The organism is Desulfobulbaceae bacterium (assembly GCA_015231515.1).
GTDB lineage: Bacteria > Desulfobacterota > Desulfobulbia > Desulfobulbales > VMSU01 > JADGBM01.
In genome coordinates, this window is record JADGBM010000003.1 from 40,875 (window position 1) to 64,069 (window position 23,195).

The following is a 23,195-nucleotide window of genomic DNA, read 5'->3' on the forward strand; positions in this document are numbered from 1 at the left end:
CTTATATAGGTAGGAGATGAAAATGACTATTTTTAAAGGAGCATTTGTAGCAATTGTTACCCCTTTTATTGACGGAAGAATCGATGAGCAAGGGCTTAAAGACCTGATCGAGTTCCAAATAGAAAATGGTACTCGTGGCATTGTCCCGTGCGGCACAACGGGCGAGTCAGCAACTCTAACCCATGATGAGCATCACAGGGTTGTTGAACTGACTATCAAGACTGTTAATGGCCGAGTGCCAGTGCTTGCCGGTACCGGTTCTAACAGCACGGCAGAAACCATCGAGCTCACCAAACATGCTAAAACGGCCGGTGCAGACGGCTCACTGATGATAACACCCTATTACAATCGACCCTCTCCGGAAGGCCTCTACCAGCATTTCAAAAGCGCCGCCGAGGCCGTAGATATCCCAATCATCATGTACAATGTCCCCTCCCGGACAGGGATTAATATGCTGCCTGCCACAGTAGCCCGCTGTGCAGAAATACGTAATATTGTCGGCATAAAAGAGGCAACTGCTGATCTCAACCAGATCAGTGAAGTTATCAGACTGTGCCCAGATGATTTTTCGGTTATGTCAGGTGACGACTTTACCTCTATGGCAACTGTGGCAATCGGGGGCACTGGCTTAATCTCTGTTACCTCTAATGTTGCACCACAAGAGATGGCGGCCTGTATTGATTTTGCACTTGAAGGGAAATTTGCAGAGGCAAGGAGATTGCACTATAAGCTTTTCCCTCTTATGCAGGCCATGTTTTTTGAATCAAACCCCGCTCCAGCCAAACAGGCTCTGGAACTGATGGGTAAAATTAAATCAGGCACCCCGCGTCTGCCACTGGCATCGATGACACCATCGGGGCTTGATCGACTTAAAAAGGTTATGGCTGATTACGGTCTTATCTAATACTTTTAGTGTCTCGCTTTTGTGAGTTAGCTTTTGTTCAAAAGGAACAAACCAAGGAGTTATGAAATGATTAAAGTGCTGATAGCCGGTGTCGCCGGCCGAATGGGAAAACGCATAGCCTATATGGTCAATGAACACCCAGACCTCCAGATTGCCGGCGGCTTTGAGTTGCCCGGCACCCCTGATATAGGAAAGGACATTGGTGAGGTCGGCGGATTTGGTTCTATTGGAGTCAGCATCTCAGACAGCTTTGAAGCTATTGCTGACTCAGGCGATGTAATTATCGATTTCACTTTCCATGAAGCAACAATGAAACTGGCTAGAAAAGCTGCTGAGCGTAAAAAGGCGATGATCATCGGCACAACTGGACTAAGCCAGGGAAATATTGATGAACTGGCCCGGCTCTGTAAGAGTTTTCCCTGCGTGCAATCACCAAACATGGCAGTTGGAGTCAATGTACTTTTTAAAGCGGCAGCCAAAATTGCCTCCGTCCTGGGTGACTCCTATGACATTGAAATTATTGAATCGCACCATAAGATGAAAAAAGACGCCCCCAGTGGCACAGCGTTAAAACTTGGCGAGGTCATTGCCCAGGCTGTGAACCGTGATTTAAAAGAAGTTGGTGTCTACGAAAGGCACGGCATTATCGGCGAACGTGGTGAAAAAGAGATCGGCATTCAAACAGTTCGTGCTGGTGATATTGTCGGCGAACATACTGTTTATTTTGCCGGCGCCGGCGAGCGAATTGAAATCACCCACAGAGCCCATAGTCGGGATAATTTTGCCAAGGGAGCAGCCGTAGCTGCAGCCTGGGTCGCCAATAAAGCCAATGGCCTCTACACCATGTTTGACGTTTTGGGCCTACAGGATTTTTAGAGCCTTTCATGGCATTAGTTTTTATCGGCCTCGGTTCTAATCTTGGTAATGGACGGATTAACCTGACTGAAGCCTGGAAATATCTTGGCCGACACCCGAAAATAACGCCACTAACACTGTCGAGTCCATACCTTTCGGAGCCAGTTGGTATCGTGACCACACACTGGTTCACAAATGCTGTTGGCGCTCTTGAAACCAGGCTGAACCCAGAAGAGTTACTCGTGGAACTGCTGAAAATCGAAAAAGAGATGGGCCGGAACCGGCTTTCGGGGCAAGATAGAGCCATTGATCTCGATATTTTATATTATGACGATCTACTGTTATGCAGTTCTACTCTTGAAATCCCTCATCCGGAGCTCCATAAAAGATTGTTTGTTCTTGCGCCTTTAGAAGAGTTATCACCAGACCACATACACCCGGCCTCACTTCTGTCCTCCCGTTCAATGAGGCAAACGCTAAAGGCTGATTATAAAGTAATAAAAACCACCTGGTAAAATAAGTGTCCCCCATCAAAATTATACTCCTTGCCGTTCTTTTTTACTTTCTGTTCAAATTAGTAACAGCAGGCAAGAACAAGCCTTCCGTTAATCACCACGATCGGGATGCCAAAACGCCACCGGATGACATTTTAGTCGAAGACCCTTTCTGCCACACCTACATCCCGCAAAAAGAGGCGGAAAAGCTAATTTTAAAAGGTAAACCATATTATTTTTGCAGCAAAAAATGTCTGAAATCATTTCAAGAAAATAAATAAAGGAGCTAGACAATGAAATTTTTTATTGATACCGCCAACACCGATGAAATCCGCGAAGCTGTGTCTTTTGGCATGGTGGACGGCGTTACAACCAACCCATCTCTCATTGCTAAAGAGGGCCGGCAGTTTGAAGAGGTTATCAAGGAGATCAGCGAAATTGTTGACGGCCCGATCAGCGCCGAAGTAATCAGCCTTGAGGCCAAGGGTATGGTGGAAGAGGGCAGAAAACTTGCAACCATCAGCGACAACATTGTCATCAAAGTTCCGATGACCGTAGAAGGCTTAAAGGCCACTAAAATATTTACCGCCGAAGGAATAAAGACCAATGTAACTCTGATCTTTTCTGCTACCCAGGCCTTATTGGCCGCCAAAGCTGGAGCGACCTACGCCAGCCCCTTTGTAGGCCGTTTGGATGACATCTCGCTGCCCGGCATGGATCTCATCAGTGATATCATGACAATCTACGATAATTACGGCTATATGACCGAAGTCATCGTTGCCAGTGTGCGAAGTGCCACTCACGTTCTTGACTCCGCCCTGATCGGAGCCCATATTGCCACAATTCCTTTTAAGGTAATCGCGCAACTTGCTAAACATCCTCTCACCGATAAAGGAATTGAAAGCTTTTTATCAGACTGGGAAAAGAGAAAAAAATAAACACCCACACACAGCTCGTCATTATGGGCTTAATGAAATAAGAAAGGCTGGGCAACCTGTGAGGTTGCTCAGCCTTTTTTATTGGCGAAATCATCAGGAGTAGTGTGAGCCGCACACTACGCTTTCTCTTTCTTTGCCTGCTCCTGAGCTTGTTTTTGCTGGTTCTGGTAAAGACCTAAAAAGTTCACAGGCTCCATCAGGAATGGAATGAAACCGCCATCAACAGAAATCTGGCTGATAATTTGACGGGTGTACGGGAAGAGCATCGTTGGGGCGTCAACGGCCATAACTGCATTCATATGCTCAGCTGGAATATTTTTGATCAAGAAAACACCACAGTGCTCAATCTCTGTAATAAACAGTGTTTTACCTTCAGTTCCCTGAGTAATATTGGCGGTAATTTTAATGGAGACTTCATAGAGATCGTCACCAGGCAACTCTTTATTTTTTAAGCCAAGATTTACCTCAACTTTAGGCTCCCCTTGTTTGGCAGTAAAAACATCTGGGGCATTAGGATTTTCAAAGGATAAATCCTTGATATACATCTTTTGAAGCCGAAAAATTGGGTGTTCTTGAGGTTTTTGTGCCGCTTTGTCGGTATTTTGATCACTCATAGGAAGGTTCCTTTTTTAAGTTCTGGGTTCTTAGTTTAAAATGGTTTTATCTTCAACATGATACAACCTATACCACAATTATCAGTTAATTGCAGTAAGTCGAATATTTATCGACTCCACACTCTTTTGCTAGCATTTATAATGGAAACAGACAAAAGAAGAAAGAATAAATTAAAGCGCTACGGGTGTAAGACTTGAAAAGGCAGAAGAAAGGACACTGCCACAGAACCACCTCGATCTGTGGCAGTGCTTTGGAGATCGAAACTACTTCACAACTATTGCTTCCGGAGTAAGTGCTGACCAGCGAACTATACGCCCGCCCTGTTTGGCAATCAACGCTTCGGCATCAGCTTTTTTTCGAAACGGTAGGGCTTCAGGCCCCATTGGCCCCATCACCGAAGAGCCAACAACATAATAGAGGCCTTTGACAAACTCATAATCACCGTCAGGATAGACTGTTACCCAGGAGGCTTGCGGCTTCACGCTGTCCTTATGCTCATCCACATAGTTAACCAGACACTTGGACGAACAAAAATGCAGGTTTTCACCATCTGTTGTCGTTAACTGAGAGCGGTGTGCTGGAAAGCTGGCAGGAGGCATACCGCAAAGTGAGCAGGATGTTGCCGCAACTGGCTCACTGATTTTTCCCTTACCCATGCGATTTGACTGAATTTGGGCCCGCATTTTATCAACTTCCATTGTGGCATTTTTAAGTGTTGCCTCAAACCCCTGTATTTCACCGCCATATTGACCCACAAATTTTTCGGCGCTCTCTTTATCAGCAAAGGCAATCTTTGACTTCATCGTCATTGTACCCTTTGCCGAAGAACCGACAACGTAAACAGCCTCATGAGCGGAGACCATTTTTTCCGGCTCGGTATACACGGCAACTTTTACATTTTCAGGTTTTTCACCAGCCTTAGCAGAAAGATCGGCAAGGCATCGAATTGAACATGTTTCAAACTCCCCTTCGTGGTTACTGAAACTATGCCTGGTTCGAGCCCACATGTTAATCATCATCCCGCAATTGGGGCACTCCATTGTTTTAGTGTACATCTTAGGGTTTTTCATTGGATGCATGATGTCTGGAACCTTGACATCGAGCGCATATAGGCTGCTAGCACTTAACAGCAGTGTAACAATTAAAACTCCGACCCGTTTCAGAGGATCTCTTTTAGCCGATGGTCTCGGACAAAGCGTATTCAGCATATCATTCTCCCATTTAGTAAATTTATACCCTCATTGCAAAGCAGGGCTAAGTAGACGAATCTAGAAAATAATTTGGCTTTTTGCGATGTGGCAAATTGTCGCACCACTATTATGAGAAATAATCAGGGGGTTGGTAACCAATTCAAACGTTACAAACTATATAATTTTCAACTTCAGCAATCAAGACACGCACTACTGTATAGGTGGCGAAACATAAAGGGGATTTTTGTCGCGATTATGCGACGCCTGAGCATGGGAGTTTGTCTGTAGAACTTTTGTTTGTTGACAAACCACATGTCGCTTAGAAGAGACAAAAACAGAACCCCGTACATACGTTGCCTGTAGTTTACGATTTCTTAAAAAGAGCAGACACAATGTGGTTTCTCTGGAGTAACTTATAAAAATCAGTGCGATTCCTTTTAGAAATTCGGGCTGCCTGCGTGACATTACCCTCGGTCATTTTAAGCAATGTTATGAGGTAGTCCTGTTCAAAACGCTGTTTGGCCTCGGCATAGGTTGGGAAGGTACTAAAGCCTTTCTGAATAGTGACCTTTAGAAGGTCCTGGGAAATGATGGAACTGGTAGCAATCGCCACCGAGTGTTCAACGACATTATACAGCTGCCGGACATTCCCTGGCCAGCCTTCTGCCATAAGCAACTCCATTGCCTCCGGGGCGAAGGAGTTAACCTTTTTATTGGCCTCCTTAGCCAAGGTCTGTAAAAAATAGTTGGCGAGCAAAGGGATATCTTCGGGCCTGTCCTTAAGCGGAGGCAACTCAAGCGTCACAACATTAAGGCGATAGAAAAGGTCTTCCCTGAACTGACCATTATCCATCAGTTCACGCAAGGACTGATGCGTTGCAGATATAATACGCACATCTACCTCAATGGTTTCAGTTGAACCAACCGGCCTGAGATTTCGTTCTTGAATCACCCTTAAAAGCTTAACCTGAAAAGACAATGGAGTGTCACCAATCTCGTCTAAAAACAGGGTCCCACCATCAGCAGCCCGGACTAAACCCAGATGGTTTCTGACAGCACCTGTAAAAGAACCTTTAACATGACCAAAAAGTTCAGATTCGAGCAAGGTCTCGGGAATAGCACCGCAGTTAACCGCAATAAAAGGTTTATCACGACGCGGACTTGCCGCATGAATTGCCTTGGCCAGCAACTCTTTGCCTGTACCGCTTTCACCATGGATCATTATGTTGGATCGTCCACCGGCCACCAGTTTGGCCTGGGCCAGCAGATCCTCCATAATCTGGCTCTGGCTGATAAGGCAACGCCGCCACTCTCGAGAATCATCATGGCCGCTATCGCCGGATGAGCCGCTGAGGCTCAACGCCCGCTTGACTTCCTTAATAAGGTTTTTTCCGTCAACCGGTTTTGTCAAAAACGAGAAGACCCCTTTTTGAGTTGCCTCAACCGCATCCGGAATAGACCCATGTGCCGTCATGATAATCACCGGCAGAAGAGAATCCATGTTGCGGATATTCTCAAAGAGGCTTAAACCGTCCATTTCCCCCATGCGTAAATCGGTTACTATCAATCCTGGCCTGGCAACAGGAAGTTTTGCCAAAGCCTCTTCCGCGCAGCTTGCCTGACAGATTTCATAGCCAGCCCCGGAAAGCCTCATAGATAAAAGGCTTAACAGATCGGCATCATCGTCAACAATCATTATGGTTTCTGAAGTCATCTTTTATTTCTCTATACTGAGTTCCCTATCGTTTAATATTCGCTCAATATCCTTTAATTTTTGAATTTGATCTGCCAGGGCCTTCGACTCTTCTTCGCACGATTCAATCCGCATCTTGAGTTCAGATGTGTTGTCTTTGACCTCAGGACAAGTAGTTTTGATAAAAGGACGGTGCAATTGGCCTGCCAGTTTCAATGAAACAATCTCCTTAATCAAAAACACTAACTCCTGCACATCCGAGCGCATAAACGAAGTATCTTGATTTAGTTCAGAAAAAAGTCCCTCCATGAGTTGTTTGTTATCGGGGGACGCTGGTAAGGCGTCCAAAATAAGGAGATATTGAATCTGATCTACTGGGCCCTTAGAAAGGACGTGAACCTCCCTGACGCGCTCAGCTTCATCATTAATGAGCTGCTCGGAAAGCGTGCGCAGTTGTTGCCGGTAATTGAGAACATGGCTCACGGTAAAGTTTTGAGCCGGACCGTCCCAATACGGCCCATTGACATGGAACATTCCTGCTGTTCGTTGAACCTCTACCAATGTGCAGCCTGAACCTGCACCAATGAACAGTATTAATGCAAAAACAATGATATAACGATATATTTTCATATTTAAACCTGTCGGGAATCGTCTAAGGGTAAAAGAACTTTAAAACAGGCTCCGCAAAGAGGCGACGAAGCAAGCTCTATGGTTCCGCCATGAGCAGTAACATATTCATGGGCGATAGCCAGGCCCAGCCCTGTTCCCTTAATGTGCGTGTGACCTGTCGAGCTGCCCTGATAGAATGGTGAAAAAATAAACTCTTTATCCTCAACAGAAATTCCTTGACCCGAATCTGCAACCAGCAGTTGACAAAAATCATTTTCGACGGAGGCCGACACCAGTAAAGCCCCTTTAAATGGACTATATTTAAAGGCATTTGACAGCAAATTATCGATCACCGTCTTAATCCGCTCCCGGTCAGCGACAATATCAAAATGGTCAATTTCTGTTGTCAACGTAAGACTATTTTTCATGATAACCGACTTATAATCCTCAAGGCACTGGAGGATGAGATCATTGACAGAAAACTGGCTTACGATGAGTGCCGTTTTCTGAGCCTGGGCCATTGTGTAACTCACAAGATTCTCAATATGCTGCTGGAGCTGAAAACAGTTTTTGCGGAGTATTTCGACAACTTCTCGCTGCTTTACATTTACGGGACCAACAATTTCATCATTTAGCAGTTCGGTGCCCTCATAAATTGAAGCGAGCGGTGTTTTTAGTTCATGGGAGATATGAGCGGCGAATTTATTTTTTTCTTTTTCGTATTTAGCCAGTTTTTTTCGTAACCAGTTAAGCCGCCTTCCCAGAAAAATCAGATCTTCGGGGCCGGTTATCGCAATTGGTGATACGAAGTTTCCCTGGCCAAGCTGCTTAATGCCCCGATCAATCTCTTTGATGGGTTTGGTGATAAGGCGGGCTAAAAAAGCGATCAAGGCAATCGTAATCGGCAGCAATGTAAAGGCCAAAGTGAGCAGAGTCGCCCGAGCATGAGTTGCAGAATTTTGTAACTTCTCGACCTCTTTATAGGTCTCTTCATTGCTAAGCATATACATCTCTTTGCCCAAACGGTCCAGCTCTACAAAACTGTTCGACAGAAGGGTGGTCTGCTCCGAGTTCTCGGCAGCAAGTTTAAGTGCCGAGAAGATTGCACCTTCCTGCTCTTTCAGGACACGGACTCGCCTTGCTTGCGCCTCTTGCTGTGTAAGGGTTTCAAGACCATTTAATATGTTAATAATCTCTTTGTGCAGACCAAGAACGTCCTCGTATAATCGGGCATCACCAAGAACCAGATATTGCCGGATCTTCCTCTCCTGGTTGGTAATATTCTCAACAAGCTTCAGGCCAAGTTGGGCAGAAGAAACAGAACGGTAGACCGAGGTGGAGCTCTGTTTAACCAACTTCCCCATAAGAAAATCAGAGCTGATAAGCACCAGGACAAGGGGCAAGGCAACCAGTGCCAGCCCGGAAAGAACAAACAGAAAGAATGATTTTGAACGAAACATAATTAAATCAGCTCGAAATACAGATTTATTGCCAACAAGAGAGACGTTAAACAGGTATCTATTGATGATAGATTCAAGCGCGGTCCACGTCTAAAACCTGCTGCAAAAATCTGCCGGTATATGACTCCTTGTTTGCGGCAATATCTTCAGGTGTTCCACAGGCAACTAGCCTGCCGCCACCTTCACCTCCCTCTGGTCCGAGGTCAACGACATAGTCAGCGGTTTTTATAACATCAAGATTATGCTCGATAACAACAATGGTATTACCACTGTCAACTAAACGGTTTAGCACAATCAAAAGATGTTGAATATCTGCAGGATGTAAGCCTGTCGTGGGTTCATCAAGGATATACAACGTTCTGCCGGTACTTCTCTTACTCAACTCCCGGGCCAATTTTATGCGCTGAGCCTCTCCCCCAGACAATGTAACAGACGACTGGCCAAGGGAGATATAGGAAAGGCCGACATCAAATAAAGTTTGCAATCGTGATTGCAGGGCTGGAATTTTCTTAAAAAAATCAAGGGCTTCTTCAACATTCATAGCAAGAATATCAGCAATACTCTTGCCCTTATACAGGATATCCAGGGTATCGGTATTGTAACGTTTACCACGACAGGCCTCACATGTCACATAGACATCGGGCAGAAAGTGCATGGCAATTTTGATGACACCATCACCCTCACAGGCCTCGCAACGGCCTCCTTTAATATTAAAACTAAATCGTCCGGGTTGATAACCCCGAGCTCGAGATTCGGGCAGCCTGGCCAATAGTTCACGAATCGGTGTTAAAACGCCGGTATAGGTAGCTGGATTCGAGCGCGGAGTCCGCCCAATTGGACTTTGATCAATATCGATTACCTTATCTATATGTTGAAGACCGGTGATTTTTTGGCACTCCCCCGCCGGCCCAATGGCGCTTTGCAACTGACTCAAAACACCTTTATACAAGGTCTGCATGACCAGAGAGCTCTTGCCCGAGCCGGAAACCCCGGTAACACAGGTCATAAGCCCCAAAGGGAACGAACAGGTAACTGCTTGCAGGTTGTTGACTATGGCTTTATGCACTGTAAGTTGATGGGTTTTTCTCGCCTTCCTACGTTTTTTGGGCAATGCAATAACCAGCCGACCAGAGAGATAGCCTCCCGTCAATGATTCTTCATGGTCAAATAAGCCGGCAACAGGACCATTATAGACAATATTCCCACCATGCACCCCGGCACCTGGCCCCATATCGAGAACATGATCAGCTGCGATAATTGTGTCCGAATCATGTTCTACAACAATCACGGTATTTCCTAAATCCCTGAGCCGAGTTAAGGTCTTGATTAAGCGCTGGTTATCCCGCTGGTGGAGGCCAATGCTCGGTTCATCCAAAATATAAAGAACACCCATCAGCGAAGTCCCTATCTGCGAGGCCAGTCGAATTCTTTGAGACTCACCCCCTGACAAGGTAGAGGCATTGCGGGACAACGAAAGATAGCCAAGTCCTACGCCATTAAGAAACGCAAGCCTTTCTCCTATCTCTTTTAATATGGGAGTGGCAATAAACCTTTCCTGACTTGAAAACGATATTGTCAATAACTCCCTGGCCAGCTGCTCAATGCCAAGGCAGGTCATCTCATAAATATTGTATTTGCCGATACGAACAGATAGCGGGGCAGGGCTCAAACGCGCACCATGGCACACCGGACAAGGCTGCACATTTATATATTGATCGAGATCTTCCCGGATCAACCCGGAAGCTGTTTCTTTATAGCGCCTGGCTAGCTGAGGAATAATTCCTTCATAGGGTTTAGCAAACTCCAGTCGGCGCTGGCGCCGCTCGTAGGTGAATTGAATTTCCTGGCGGCCGGTACCATACAAGATGACCTCTTTTGCTTTTTTGGCCAATTTGTTGAATGGAGTAGTCAAGCTGAAGGAGTAGTGCTTCGCCAAAGCTGTCAGAAGCTGAGTAGAATACGACATCGCTGAACGATTGCGCCACGGTGCAATCGCCCCTTTGTTGATACTTAACGATGGCTCCGGCACCAGAAGATTCGGATCAAAGAACTGTTTAACTCCAAGCCCGCTGCACTCCGGGCAAGCTCCTTTGGGGTTGTTAAAGGAGAATAGTTGGGGAGACAAGTCCGGCAGACTAATTCCGCAGCTATTACAAGACGCTCGTTCACTCAAAAGGTGTTCGGTGGCATCTTCAGGATAATGCACCAGAAGAAGCCCCTCAGAGAGGCGAACCGCTGTGGTTACTGATTCCGAAAGTCGCCTCTCAATGCCTGACTTAATAACCAATCGGTCAACAACCACCTCAACCGAATGGCGTTTGTTCTTCTCAAGCTCAATCTCTTCATCAAGAGTTCTAAACTCACCATTTATCCGTAAACGAATAAATCCCTCAGTCCGTAGACGATTAAACAAGGTGGCGTGGGTACCTTTTTTCCCATCAACCAGAGGGGCCATGAAAATAACCTTGGTTCCTTCCGGCTTAGCCAACAAGGCTGCCACCATATCCTGAATACTCTGGGCCTCAATCGGCTTACCACAATCAGGGCAATGCGGCCTGCCAACCCGGGCATACAAAAGCCGCAGGTAATCATAAATTTCAGTGATCGTGCCCACGGTAGAACGGGGGTTGCGGTTTGTGGTGCGCTGCTCAATAGACACAGCGGGGGACAAACCCTCAAGTGTATCAACTTCCGGCTTGTCCATCTGACCTAAAAACTGTCTGGCGTAAGTGGACAGGGACTCAACATATCGCCGTTGACCCTCAGCATACAAGGTATCAAAGGCAAGGGTAGACTTGCCAGAACCGCTTAAGCCGGTAAAAACAATCAGCTGGTCCCTTGGCAGATCAAGATCAATATTTTTCAAGTTGTGCATACGGGCGCCCCGTATACGAATATAGGTCTGTGACATTTATGAGCTCTTTACAATCTGTGTTGGCCTGTAAGAAATAGTTTCTGGCTAATATGAAAGGTAAGTAGCGTTGGTTATATGGGTTGAGACATGTAAGCCTCAAACTGATACACGTCAACGCTGCACGTCAAATTTAACCGTAAAACAGGCAATGCCGGGTCGATTTGGGGCTATGTCTAGACCAAAGTAACCCAATGTCATCTATTGCTTGAGGGGATTGTGCCGTATTTTAGAAACAAAGGGAAACATTTTTAACGTTTACCAATCACAAACCAAACAGGAGGACAAATCATGAAAACTTTAACTACATTAATTGTCGCACTTTCTCTAGTGGTAACAACAACTGTTGCCCAGGCCCAACAAAATGGTGTTGACGGCTTTATCCTAGGTGCCGGGGGTGGGGCGCTGATCGGTCAGGCGATTGGCCGAAATACCGAAGCCACTCTTATAGGCACGGCAGTGGGAAGCATGCTTGGTTATATGATCGGCAATGAGAGGGACAAAAATGGTGTTGCTAATCAGGTTTCATATCGGACACCTGTCCGACAGTACCCTCAGACACGCTACGTCACAGTCGTACCAGCACCACAGACCGAACCGGAACCCATCTGCCGTGAGACAGAAATGCTTGCCGAAATTGACGGCCGCCCGGAAAAGGTTTATGGCACCGCCTGTCTACAGAATGGGGAGTGGATACTCGACAGATCTGAGCTGGTTACTCAAACGGTTATTATTGGTAGTAAAAAACACCGTAACTTCAAACGAAACAGCCACTACAAAAGAGCAAACCACAGAGCAAGCCGCCACTTTAACAGACCTGCTGACTATCGCCACGAATGGTAATTAACTAGAAATAAAAAAACGGCTGCTCAATTCCTCAAGACCCAATGTCTGAAGGATTTCGTGCAGCCGTTCAGCTGGGCGACGCCGAGGCATATCTTTATAGGTGGCAATAATCAATTCGTTTTTCATGGAGTGTTGCCAGCCAACAAGCTCGGTGACCGTTACCTGATACCCGTGGGCCTCAAGTTGCAGACAACGAAGTACATTGCTGACCAGACTGCCGAATTCACGTGTATGGAGAGAGTGCCGCCATATTTCGGTCAAGCTGCTGTGCGCCAGAGCATCACCCTTATTTTTTCTTAAATAAGCAGCAACTTCAGCCTGACAGCAAGGCACCACGACAATAAACTGTGCCTGTTTCTTCAAGGCAAAATGAATAGCATCATCAGTGGCAGTATCACAGGCATGTAAGGCCGTCACAATATCCACCTTTACGGGTAGAGCCGCTGATTCAATGGCTGCAGCAACTGATAATTCCAGAAACGTCATGCCGGGGAAATTCAGTCGCGCAGCCAAGGCTTGTGATTTATGAACCAGCTCCTGCCGTGTTTCTATGCCGAAAATGTGTGATCCGTTATCCTGATCCTTAAAAAACAGGTCGTACAAGATGAAGCCGAGATACGATTTACCGGCGCCATGATCGACCAACAAAATATCGGAATGATCCTCCTGAACTGCCTTTAAGAGCGGCTCAATAAATTGATAGAGGTGATAGACCTGCTTAAGCTTACGCCTGCTGTCCTGGTTCATCTTACCGTCGCGGGTAAGGATGTGCAGCTCCTTTAACAGCTCTATTGATTGGCCTGGCCGAATCTCGTGTTTTTCCTGCATAAAACCTATAGTGGGGTATACTATTGCTCTAATGCGGGTGCCGGCAAAACGCCTTGTTCAGGCTCTTCAACCAAAAGCTCCTGGCTTGTTGCGTCAAGTGCCTCCTGAATTATATAGGACCGTAATTTCGAGTAGAACTCTGCCGTTGAGAGTTTGGCAACATGGTCGTCATTGTCTTCACTCTTAGGCCATATCTGCAAAGAGATCGTTCCCTTATCTGTTCTGTATTCGATTCTACAGGCAGGCTTTGTGTCGATGGAAAAATCTTTTTTCAAATACTCAGAAATAGATATATTTGAAATTGAACCAATTAACGCTGCTGCTTTCTGCTGGTCAAGCTCCCCTGAAAGCTCTCCACCAAACTGCCATTTTTCATCATCTGACCGCTTCAAGCTGATTGTGCCGTGAGTATTAGTAATCGTCAGAGCATTGATTGCCTCCGGCTCCAAGGTAACATATTTGGTTTGCCACCAAGAATCTCGCTCCGCTTGCAGCTCCCAGGCTGAAATACCTGCCACCTGATAGACCTCATTGTGACCAGAAACGCGAAGATGCACTGATTTTGAACTTGGGGCGGTTCCCATAAAAAAGATGCTGTCCCCTTTGTCGGAACCAAGCACAACTTTTCGATTAAAAACCGCATCACCAACCTTTAAGCGGTTATGGCTGGATTTAGTGCGACTTACCAAACGAGCTGACTCCAACCCACTGATTTTCTGGATAATACTCTCAACAGAGGCCGAATCAGCGGGAAACTGTTCCTCACCGACGAACCAGGCCTCACCCTTTTTTTTCATAATGATCGTGCTGTCATTCTCGTCGGTAATCGCCAACGAGGAAACAGCTTGAGACTCTACAGTGCTCAGTAAGCTCACAGAAGGCGCCGACTGTTTCTGCCCAGGCCTATAGAGATAGACAATCAATGCCGCTTGTATTAGCAGTAGTACGACTAAAATTGTTATACTATTTTTTTTATTCACTTTTAGTTACCCCCCAACAAAACCATTGGCCGCTCTTTTTTTCTGCGTAAGCCACCATAAAGACTGACGATCAATAGTGCTAAAATTGCCACACCATAATTAAGCCATTCCCAGAACGTTTGCTCTTGATGAGTGAGTGGAAGCAGCATACGGGCATGAGTTCCCCTGGAACGAATCATCAGAAGTTCTTCATCTTCAACAGACCAGTCTATTAGATTCTGCAGAAAGCCCAGGCTATTTAAAAAGCGATCCTGACTCGTGCTTTGGGAGATACTGATAACTGTATCGTTTATAAACTCAGAACTTCCGACCACAACGAGTCTGGCCGACTCTGATGATCTCTTGATTACCGGTGCCTCTGGAAGTTCAGTAGCAGCGTCTGCTTCAGCATCTTCAAGATCCTCTTCATTGGCCTTTTCCTGTTGGCGTTTTTCGTCCCGAGGATCGAGGCGATCAGAAAAATAACTTTTGAACACGCCCTGCGAAGAGACGGCAAGTACCTGGCTGGAAAATTCGTCGCCTTCGACAAAACCATTGCCTGGATATCGGCCAAAATCCGGCTGAATATTGGCACCGTTATACAACCACGATTCAGGGGAGGAGGAGAGCAACTCTGAAACCTTACGCGAACTATTCTTCTCTTCATCTATCACAACAGGAGAGGCCCAGTTCATAGTTACTGCCGGCAGACTGGCGACTGCCGGACTGTCTTTGGCCATACCGTCTTGCCGTACATCAACAAAAAACGGATAGTCAATTCTTTTAATCTCCTGAACCTGGAAACCCCCGAGATTTCTTGTAACAGGAACAGGAAACGGTTCATTCTGCTTATCCATGACCAGTGTTTCTTCAACTTTAAAACCATAATGATTCAAAAGATCCGCCACGCCATTTTCAACACGTTTCACATTAATTGACTGGGCGTTTGGATTTAAATCAAGAACATAAGACCCAGCCAGGGCAACAACCGCACCGCCCCGCATTAAATACTGGTCAATGGCAAATCGCTCCAGATCGCTCATGTTCTGAGGCGCAACAACAACAAGAACGTCAATGTTGGTAGGCACTCGCCCAGAGCTGAGCGCTATTTTTTCAAGATTATAATTTTCCGGCAACACCTGTTGAATGGCACGATATGAGTCTGGTGGGGCCTGCTGGTACATGGCCATTTCCGGCGGCACCTCAGGAGTTGGCACCCAGAGACCTATGGTTTTGATAAATCCAGAGGAGGTGCGCTTTAATACCGCCTCCACTTCTTTTCGAATTTCAGCTTCCCCCATGTCACCGGTTAGATAGATTCGTTCATTGGTATCACCAACACTTAGAAACAAGAACAGATAAATGGTGTCCTGGGAGAAAAAAGACACTGGCATAGGCTCAATGCCAAATTGTTGATTCACAGCATTTCGCTGTTGCAAATCCTGACCGGGATCAACAAACTCAAAGCGCAATTTTTTATCTGAGTCCTTCACCAAGGCTTCCGCAACCTTGCTGATATTTCCAGGAAGTTCAGCGAGCTGCTCTGGCAAGGCATCCTTACTGATTATTGCGGTAAGTGTCACAGGGCCCTGAATTTTTTCAAAAACAGCGCTCAGGCTTTGAAAGCCGTAGACAACTTTTTTAATCGATTTCGTCAGGTCATATTCCAGGTTGCGGAGTCGAACGTCAATCTGACCATCAGGCCTGGGCTGGATTTCAATAATATCATTAAAGCCCAAGGTAATGTGCTGATCGCCATATTTGATTAAAATGTTAAAATAGGAGTTAACAACGGATGACTCATAACGTCCGGCGACCTGAAAGGGAACGGGTTTGATGCCAAACTGCTGATTGGCTTCGGCTTCAAGTGCCTCATCATATTTGGGATCAATAAAATCAACCTCGACCTGTCCATTGGAGGCAATGGCATATTCCTGCATAAGGTCCTTGACCCGTGGAATAAGCGGGGAGAGCAGGGGGTGTGTTTTTTCACTGAAATAACCACGCAACAGTAAAGGTTCATTCATATTGGCAATCAGATCTTTACTGACTTGCGACAATGAATATTCACTATTCTCGGTCAAATCCAGACGCAAACTGCCAACCTTATGAAGCCATAGGTTTACCGCCAGCAGATTGGCCGCAAAAAGCACTGAAGCGATAATAATTGTTCGACGATAGACAATGGTGTTTTTGCCGCGACTCCACCGCTTCCGATCGAGTGCGATACCATTAAGCAAAAGAAAAAAGGCAGACAACGAACAGTAATATACCAAATCACGAATATCTAATACACCACGTTCTATACTGGCAAAGCGGCTGCCGGTCCCTAAACCCCTGAAAAATTCACCGGCCTCATTTCCCATAAAGTTGGTGATGCCAGTCGAACCCAGAAGGTAAAAGAAACCACCAACCAGAACCGTCAGGATTAAGGCAACAATCTGGTTATCTGTTTTTGAAGAGATAAACAGACCAATGGATATGTAGGCCGCCGCCATAAGCAGGGCTCCAATATAGCCGCCAAGCACTGGACCCCAATCAATATTGCCAAGCAGTGCAACAGTGATGGGCAGACCAAGAGTAAGCGCCAAAGCCACTGCAACCAGCACCAGCACAGCCAGAAATTTGCCGAGGACCAGCTGCCAGAGCTTTACAGGCAGAGTCAGCAGGATTTCAAGGGTACCCATACGCTGTTCTTCACTCCATTGCCGCATGGTCAGGGCTCCAACCAGAAAGATCATTAAAATTGGCATCCATCTGAATAACGGGCGAATGTCGGCAGTATTTCGGGCAAAGAAAGTCTCCAGCCAGAAAAAGGAAAACAGGGTTGAAACTAAAAATGCGCCAATGAACAGGGCTGCCATTGGCGAACCGAAATAGGCCTTAAGCTCTTTTTTGGTGATAGAAAGTAGTTGATTCATCGTATCCCTCCATCCACCGCAGTAAGTTCATTAAAAACTGCCTCCAAATTCCTTTCATCGTGTCGCAACTCCCACAAAGGCCAATCATGCTCCTTGGCCTTTGAAAAAATTGCAGGGCAGATATCTACATCCGTTTCAGCTTGAATGGCATAGACAACCTTGGCAGCACTTTCGGTCATCCGCACAGTTTTAACGCCAGCCATTGCTTCAAGAACCTGGGCGATAGCTTTCTCATCACTGTTTCTGGCAACAGTCAGGCGTGCAGACGAGGTGGCTGAGAGTTCAGCCAGCAAGGAGTCGGCCTTGACCTGCCCGCCAATAAGAATGATGGCACGATCGCAGGTCGCTTCAACCTCTGAGAGAATATGGGTGGAGACCAGAATCGTACTGTGTTTGGACAGTTTTTTGATGAGATTACGCACCTCAACAATCTGAGTTGGATCAAGACCGTTGGTGGGCTCATCGAGAATTAAGAGCTTTGGCTTATGAAGTATTGCCTGGGCCAGACCAACCCTCTGCCTGTAGCCCTTACTTAACGTGCCAATTGGCCTGGTCAGACGATCACTCAGATCGACAGCATGAATGGCTTCTGAGATATAGGCAGTCTGCTGATTTTTTGGGATATTTCGCAGATCAGCAATCATTTTCAGATACGACTGAACCGTCAATTCTGGATAAATCGGGGCATTTTCCGGGAGATAGCCGATCATCTCCTGAACCCGTTCTGTGTCTTCAAGGACATCAAAACCACCAACAGAGGCACTGCCGGACGAGGGATGAATGTAACCAGTTAAAATTTTCATCAAGGTGGTCTTGCCGGCGCCGTTAGGCCCTAGTAAGCCAATAACTTCACCGGAAGCAATAGACAAAGAGACCGTGCTCAGGGCTTCGACATCATCATAGTATTTGCTTAAATTTTTTACTTCAATCATGGTTTTTAGGTTCTACACTATTGAGGTTTTGTGAAAAAGAATACGATGATAAGTATAGGCTGTAGGCTGTAGGCTAAACACCTACAGCCTAGACACCTACAGGCTACGCTTTGACTGCCTTTGCCAAAATCTCGTAGTTGCGCTCAACCAGGGCACGCGGCTCTACAATCAGACCTGCTTGAATCATGGCATTATCAAAAATTTGCGCAACAATTACCTTGGCAAAGTTGTCATCTTTTACCCGCAAATCAGCTAGATCTTTAATCAACTGATGACCGGTATTGATCTCCAGGTTTTTGGAGCCAAACTGCTGAAGCCCGCCATCCTGGTTTTGAGCACGCATAATCCTCTCCATGGATGAGGTCATGAAGCCATCCGGATTAACGATAATTGCCGGGCTGTCAACAAGGCGCTTGGACTCAAGAACCTCTTTCACCTTATCTCCCAGGGTCTCTTTCATCCATTTGGTCAAGGAGGTCGCTATGGTCTTATCCAGAGCATCTTTAGGCGGCTCATTTTCATCTTTTGGAGCATCAGGCAGTTCAAGGTCGGCGCGGTCAGCGGAAAGAAGCTTCTTGCCGTCAAACTCGCCAAGGTGACTTAAGACAAAATCATCGATGGGCTCCAAGGTATAAATGACCTCAAACTCCTGCTTTTTAAAGGCTTCAAGGTATGGACCTGCCTCAATCGCATCACGGCTGGAGCCGTTAATGTAGTAAATGTCCTTCTGGCCTTCTTTCATTCGCCCAACATAGTCAGCCAAAGAGACATACTTACCAGGCTCAGAGGCAGAGGACTCGAAACGGAGTAGCTTGGAAATCCCTTCTCGGTGGGTAAAGTCGCTTGTTGCACCCTCTTTCAGGAAAATGCCAAACGTCTTCCAGAACTCGGCATACCCTTCGGAGTCTTTTTTTGCCTGCTCATCAAGGAATTTAAGAAAGCGCGAGGTAACAACCTTGTTGATTTTGGCAACCAAAGCATTATCCTGCAAGGCTTGCCTGGAGATATTCAACGGCAGGTCTTCAGAGTCAACAACACCTTTTAAGAAGCGCAGCCACTCAGGCAGAATTTTTTCACTGTGCTGATCAATCAGCACCTTCTGGCAATACAGACTGACGCTAGGCTCAAGTCGGCCAAAGCCCATTCGCTCAATATTGTCTTTTGGCACAAACAAAATAGAGCGAATGGCCAGCGGCGCATCTGCACTAAAATGCAGTGTATATTTAGGCTCGTCATAGGCATTGCCAACAAATTTATAGAATTCGACATACTCCTCGTCTTTTATATCACTCTTACTCTTTGTCCAAAGTGCCGTGACCGTGTTAATTACTTCACCAGACACCTTGATCGGAAAAGAAACAAAATTCGAATACTGCCTGATTATTCGCTTGAGAGTGCTTTCCTGAGCATAATCTTTTGTCTCTTCACTGAGTTGGATGATGATTTTTGTGCCGCGATGCAAACCCTTGCAGTCTGAAACCGTATAGCTGCCGGTGCCTTCAGAACTCCATTGATGACCAATATCATCTTTACGGTACGACCGTGATTGAACGGTTACTTTCTGGGCAACCATAAAGGCAGAATAAAAACCAACACCAAACTGGCCAATTAAACTCAAATCTTTCTTGGCACTCTCACTAAGCTCAGTCAGAAATGTTTTAGACCCTGAATGGGCAATTGTTCCCAGATTGGCTATTAGTTCTTCTTTGGTCATGCCAATACCGGTATCAACTATTGTGATGGTTTTATTCTTTTCATCACAGGTAATCTTGATATCGAGTTCAACGTCTTTATCAAAATAATCTTCTTCCATTAACCCTTGATGACGCATTTTCTCGAGCGCATCTGCCGAGTTAGAAATAAGCTCGCGCAGAAAAATATCCTTTTCGGTATACAAGGAGTGGATTACAATATCGAGGAGCTTCTTAGTTTCCGATTGAAACTCAAGGGTTTCTTCTTTCTTTTTAGCCATGTTCATTTACCTCTTACTTACGATTAATTATGTGACTGGAACTGAGCGATATCGCCGTATATGGCAGTGGTGCAAAATTAAGACGACGACAGTTTTCAGCTACTCATTAACAAACTATTTGAACCGAAGTTGCTACAACAGTGCTCGCCCTGATTAATTCGGCGATTGGCGGAAGAAAATAATCATCAATTCGCTTCTGTCAATACAATTGATTTATTATCTCCCCTATAGGTAAGCTGTGGAGTTTTCTACAATTTTTCTAATCGCTGTGGCCCTGGCGGTCGATGCCTTTGCTGTTGCCATTGCAACCGGCATATGTTTACCAAAGGTCAGCTTTCGGCATATGTTCCGACTCGCCTGGCATTTCGGGCTTTTTCAGGCTGGAATGAATATTATCGGCTGGGCGGCAGGGTTGTCTGTTCGCAACTATATTGAAAGCTTTGACCATTGGCTGGCCTTTGGCCTGCTTGCCTTTGTAGGTGGCAGAATGATCTGGGAAGCAGTTGAACCTGACGATGGGAAGGACAAATGCGAAAGAGATCCAACTCGCGGTCGAAACCTGGTTGTACTCTCTGTGGCGACCAGCATTGATGCACTGGCTGTGGGGTTAAGCTTTGCGGTGCTTAAAATAGCAATCTGGTTTCCCGCGCTGATCATCGGCGTCGTTGCCACAGCAGGAACCGCTTTAGGCATTCACCTGGGCAACTGGGTAGGTTCGGCAACCAGACTGGGCAAAAATGTCGAAATCGTCGGAGGTCTTGTCTTGATCGGCATCGGCATCAACATACTTCGTGAACATGGGATTTTTTAGTGCCTTATTGATTATTTTGATAAGTGCCTTATTCCACAACCTTAGCTGCCTTTTCCATGATACTACTATCATCTTTAAGCATAAACGGTGGTTGATCACCAGGCGTGACTGTGTTTGCAAGCATCTCATGAACAACCGTTTTATTTACAAGTAAAATACCCGGCGTATCAACCATTCCATCAACCCCATTGCCATTAAGTTTGAGAACCGTACTGCTCTTCACGGCAATACCGGGATCCTTGCTATTAGCAACCATATTGTCTTCAATTATGGCCACCGCACCATCCATCAACCCGATGCCGGCTGCCCCGGAGTTAAAGACATAATTCCCGCTAATAATAACTGGTGTTTCCAGAGAACCCGCGCCTTGACTGCTGATAGCAGCCTTCTCCATGCCGTTATCGTATATAACATTCTGCACGATGGAAGGGTGGGTTGGACGATCAATATTATACATACCCTGAGGATCGCCGACTTTACACTGAATACCGCCGCCGGGGTTGTCATGAACGATATTGCCGATAATTGTGGCGGCAGAGCCGTGTTTATTACCAATTCCCGGAGATGGGCTTCCAGAGACCTCCGAATCATCATTATTGTAGACTTCATTGGCAAGGACAATTGGTGTTGAGAAGTGATTACATCCGATGCCAAGTCCTACGCTGCTATGGACAATGTTATTATAGATAACCGGAGAGGAAAAATTCTTGATGTTTTGCCAGCGAAAATCCCGACTCGGCACAGAACTCTCCTGGTCATTGTAAACAACGTGATTACCAATACCAGTGCTGCCCATGTTACGAATTAAACAGTTGGTGATAATAGGGCTGGCCCCTCGGACATTAAGTCCATGGGCGTGACCAGGAACATGGTGGTCCTGATGAGGAAGGTTTTGAATCGTAAAACCATCGATAATTGTTTTACGCTCAACTCCAGGGTTAAAATCAATCATACCGTGTTTCGAAGGTTTAGCCTTGGTACCGTCAATGATTGTTCGAAGGGCTCTGCTCGGCAGCTTTATGACCGCTCCAGCAACAGCAACAAGCTCGTCACCCTGGTCGGCGGAATCAGATACCAGTTTAACGCCATCTTTCATGGTCAATTGCTCAAAATAAGTTCCTGCTTTAACAAGAACGGTGTCGCCTGATTGTGCCGCATCAATAGCCGCTTGAATTGATTTGTGCTGATCGGGAACGGTAATAATGGCCCCGTTGTTGTGAAATTCACGGTCAATAAGCGGGGCTGCCGTCTCCCTGCCAACCTTGAGCACCAGCATAATCGCCTCCTCGATATCAGGCATCAGGACCTGCTGACTATGCTGTTTGGCAAGAATCGACTGGGGCAAACTGCTGAAAATATATTTTTTATTGCCCTCTGGTGGTGTTGATGGCGGCCCGGAACCAACCGTAACACCCGCCTTCTGTTGCATCATCCCCTGTAATTTGGGTCGCATAGTTGATTGGACCTCTTGCTGCATCTGGTCGGGTTGAACTCGTTTGGGGAAAGAGCTTGCAGCGTCAATTTTCTCCTGAACTTTGACCTGCATCATCTCTTGAATAACCTCCTGCATTTTTTTCTGCTGCATACCTTCCTGCATCATCTTTTTCTGGATGGCACGAATATCAAGCTCAACCTCCGAGTCAGCGTTCTGGGTACCGAGATCTTGCTCGGTTACGGTTGAGGTTTCAGCGCCCGCCTTTGTCACCACCATTGTCAAAACAAAAAACCCAGCAAAAAGTAGAAATACTGAGCCCTTCACGAGCAATTTCGATCTATTGCCAACCAACAATTTTGCTATTTCCATGGATTTATTGCCTCACAAATGACGCTGGTTACAATCGCTGTTAATAAAAAAACCGGCTTTAGAGGGCCGGTTTTACTAAAAGACAACGTATGTTGAAGGGAATGAGCTTCTCGACTATTTTTTTCCACGTTGCTCCGGTTTCTCATTCTGGTTACCCGCAAGTTTATTCGGCTTAACCGTTTTCTGCATTTTTTCCTGCATAGCCTGTTGAATCTTAGGCTGCATAATCTTCTGGTTCTCCTGCATCATCTTCTGTTGCATTTCGAGAATAAATTTTTCGGCATCCTGCATCACCTGTTCATCAACAACCGGCAGGTTAGGGTTTGGCTGTTGTGAATAAGGAGTTTTCGAGGGTGTCTGTAAATCTTCTGCAAAACTAATCTCCGCCACAGATAAACCAAAACCGAAGAATACCACTATCAGGATTACCCCGATTAGCCTTCGTCCCTTCAT

20 protein-coding genes are annotated in these 23,195 nt (G+C 46.0%); 7 read left to right on the top strand and 13 right to left on the bottom strand.

Going from position 1 to position 23,195, the window contains the following annotated elements; all coding sequences use genetic code 11:
- Positions 1 to 22: 22 nt before the first annotated feature.
- The 5 genes from HQK80_01195 (at position 23) to fsa (ending at position 3,191) form a co-directional block, all read left to right on the top strand.
- Positions 23 to 904, top strand: coding sequence for a 4-hydroxy-tetrahydrodipicolinate synthase (locus HQK80_01195; protein MBF0220839.1), 882 nt, complete (start codon positions 23 to 25; stop codon positions 902 to 904).
- A gap of 66 nt (positions 905 to 970) precedes the next feature.
- Entirely contained in the window at positions 971 to 1,780 is an 810-nt protein-coding gene (locus tag HQK80_01200) for a 4-hydroxy-tetrahydrodipicolinate reductase (GenBank protein MBF0220840.1), read from the top strand.
- 8 nt (positions 1,781 to 1,788) lie between these two features.
- Positions 1,789 to 2,274 carry a 2-amino-4-hydroxy-6-hydroxymethyldihydropteridine diphosphokinase gene (gene folK, locus HQK80_01205; protein ID MBF0220841.1) on the top strand — a complete coding sequence of 162 codons (486 nt, stop codon included), beginning with the start codon at positions 1,789 to 1,791 and terminating at the stop codon, positions 2,272 to 2,274.
- A 5-nt stretch (positions 2,275 to 2,279) separates the two neighbouring features.
- Positions 2,280 to 2,534 carry a YHS domain-containing protein gene (locus HQK80_01210; GenBank protein ID MBF0220842.1) on the top strand — a complete coding sequence of 85 codons (255 nt, stop codon included), beginning with the start codon at positions 2,280 to 2,282 and terminating at the stop codon, positions 2,532 to 2,534.
- A gap of 12 nt (positions 2,535 to 2,546) precedes the next feature.
- Positions 2,547 to 3,191 carry a fructose-6-phosphate aldolase gene (gene fsa / locus HQK80_01215; GenBank protein ID MBF0220843.1) on the top strand — a complete coding sequence of 215 codons (645 nt, stop codon included), beginning with the start codon at positions 2,547 to 2,549 and terminating at the stop codon, positions 3,189 to 3,191.
- A 116-nt stretch (positions 3,192 to 3,307) separates the two neighbouring features.
- Here the strand turns inward: fsa and secB are convergent, their stop codons facing one another.
- From secB to uvrA, 6 genes are all read right to left on the bottom strand, one after another.
- Positions 3,308 to 3,805, bottom strand: a complete 498-nt coding sequence (gene secB / locus HQK80_01220; GenBank protein ID MBF0220844.1) for a protein-export chaperone SecB — start codon at positions 3,803 to 3,805, stop codon at positions 3,308 to 3,310.
- Between the two features lie 264 nt (positions 3,806 to 4,069).
- Positions 4,070 to 5,014: a nitrous oxide reductase accessory protein NosL gene (locus HQK80_01225; protein MBF0220845.1), complete on the bottom strand. Its 945-nt coding sequence runs from the start codon at positions 5,012 to 5,014 to the stop codon at positions 4,070 to 4,072.
- Between the two features lie 346 nt (positions 5,015 to 5,360).
- Entirely contained in the window at positions 5,361 to 6,710 is a 1,350-nt protein-coding gene (locus HQK80_01230; protein ID MBF0220846.1) for a sigma 54-interacting transcriptional regulator, read from the bottom strand.
- 3 nt (positions 6,711 to 6,713) lie between these two features.
- Positions 6,714 to 7,319: a hypothetical protein gene (locus HQK80_01235; GenBank protein MBF0220847.1), complete on the bottom strand. Its 606-nt coding sequence runs from the start codon at positions 7,317 to 7,319 to the stop codon at positions 6,714 to 6,716.
- Between the two features lie 2 nt (positions 7,320 to 7,321).
- Positions 7,322 to 8,758 (bottom strand): HAMP domain-containing histidine kinase, encoded by a 1,437-nt coding sequence (locus tag HQK80_01240; protein ID MBF0220848.1) that lies wholly within the window; start codon positions 8,756 to 8,758, stop codon positions 7,322 to 7,324.
- A 73-nt stretch (positions 8,759 to 8,831) separates the two neighbouring features.
- Complete coding sequence (gene uvrA / locus HQK80_01245) at positions 8,832 to 11,669, bottom strand: excinuclease ABC subunit UvrA (GenBank protein MBF0220849.1); 2,838 nt, start codon at positions 11,667 to 11,669, stop codon at positions 8,832 to 8,834.
- 291 nt (positions 11,670 to 11,960) lie between these two features.
- Here uvrA and HQK80_01250 point away from each other — a divergent pair, with 291 nt between their 5' ends.
- Positions 11,961 to 12,512, top strand: a complete 552-nt coding sequence (locus tag HQK80_01250) for a glycine zipper 2TM domain-containing protein (protein MBF0220850.1) — start codon at positions 11,961 to 11,963, stop codon at positions 12,510 to 12,512.
- Here HQK80_01250 and HQK80_01255 read toward each other — a convergent pair whose 3' ends face one another.
- The 5 genes from HQK80_01255 to htpG form a co-directional block, all read right to left on the bottom strand.
- Positions 12,513 to 13,343, bottom strand: a complete 831-nt coding sequence (locus HQK80_01255) for an SAM-dependent methyltransferase (GenBank protein ID MBF0220851.1) — start codon at positions 13,341 to 13,343, stop codon at positions 12,513 to 12,515.
- 20 nt (positions 13,344 to 13,363) lie between these two features.
- Complete coding sequence (locus tag HQK80_01260) at positions 13,364 to 14,323, bottom strand: DUF4340 domain-containing protein (protein MBF0220852.1); 960 nt, start codon at positions 14,321 to 14,323, stop codon at positions 13,364 to 13,366.
- A 2-nt stretch (positions 14,324 to 14,325) separates the two neighbouring features.
- A complete protein-coding gene (locus HQK80_01265) occupies positions 14,326 to 17,223 on the bottom strand; it encodes a Gldg family protein (protein ID MBF0220853.1) in 2,898 nt (965 codons plus the stop codon).
- Positions 17,220 to 18,155, bottom strand: a complete 936-nt coding sequence (locus tag HQK80_01270; protein ID MBF0220854.1) for an ATP-binding cassette domain-containing protein — start codon at positions 18,153 to 18,155, stop codon at positions 17,220 to 17,222. The genes HQK80_01265 and HQK80_01270 overlap by 4 nt, the downstream gene beginning before the upstream one ends.
- A 103-nt stretch (positions 18,156 to 18,258) precedes the next feature.
- The gene (gene htpG / locus HQK80_01275) at positions 18,259 to 20,127 is read right to left on the bottom strand and encodes a molecular chaperone HtpG (protein ID MBF0220855.1); all 1,869 of its coding nucleotides are present in this window, start codon (positions 20,125 to 20,127) and stop codon (positions 18,259 to 18,261) included.
- Positions 20,128 to 20,470: 343 nt separating this feature from the next.
- On the opposite strand from htpG, the gene HQK80_01280 reads away from it, so the two are divergent.
- Positions 20,471 to 20,938: a manganese efflux pump gene (locus tag HQK80_01280; GenBank protein MBF0220856.1), complete on the top strand. Its 468-nt coding sequence runs from the start codon at positions 20,471 to 20,473 to the stop codon at positions 20,936 to 20,938.
- Positions 20,939 to 20,966: 28 nt separating this feature from the next.
- On the opposite strand, the gene HQK80_01285 is transcribed toward HQK80_01280, so the two are convergent.
- Together HQK80_01285 and HQK80_01290 are read right to left on the bottom strand one after the other, a co-directional pair.
- Entirely contained in the window at positions 20,967 to 22,742 is a 1,776-nt protein-coding gene (locus tag HQK80_01285) for a right-handed parallel beta-helix repeat-containing protein (GenBank protein ID MBF0220857.1), read from the bottom strand.
- 114 nt (positions 22,743 to 22,856) lie between these two features.
- On the bottom strand, positions 22,857 to 23,195 hold the full coding sequence (locus HQK80_01290; GenBank protein MBF0220858.1) for a hypothetical protein: 339 nt from the start codon (positions 23,193 to 23,195) through the stop codon (positions 22,857 to 22,859).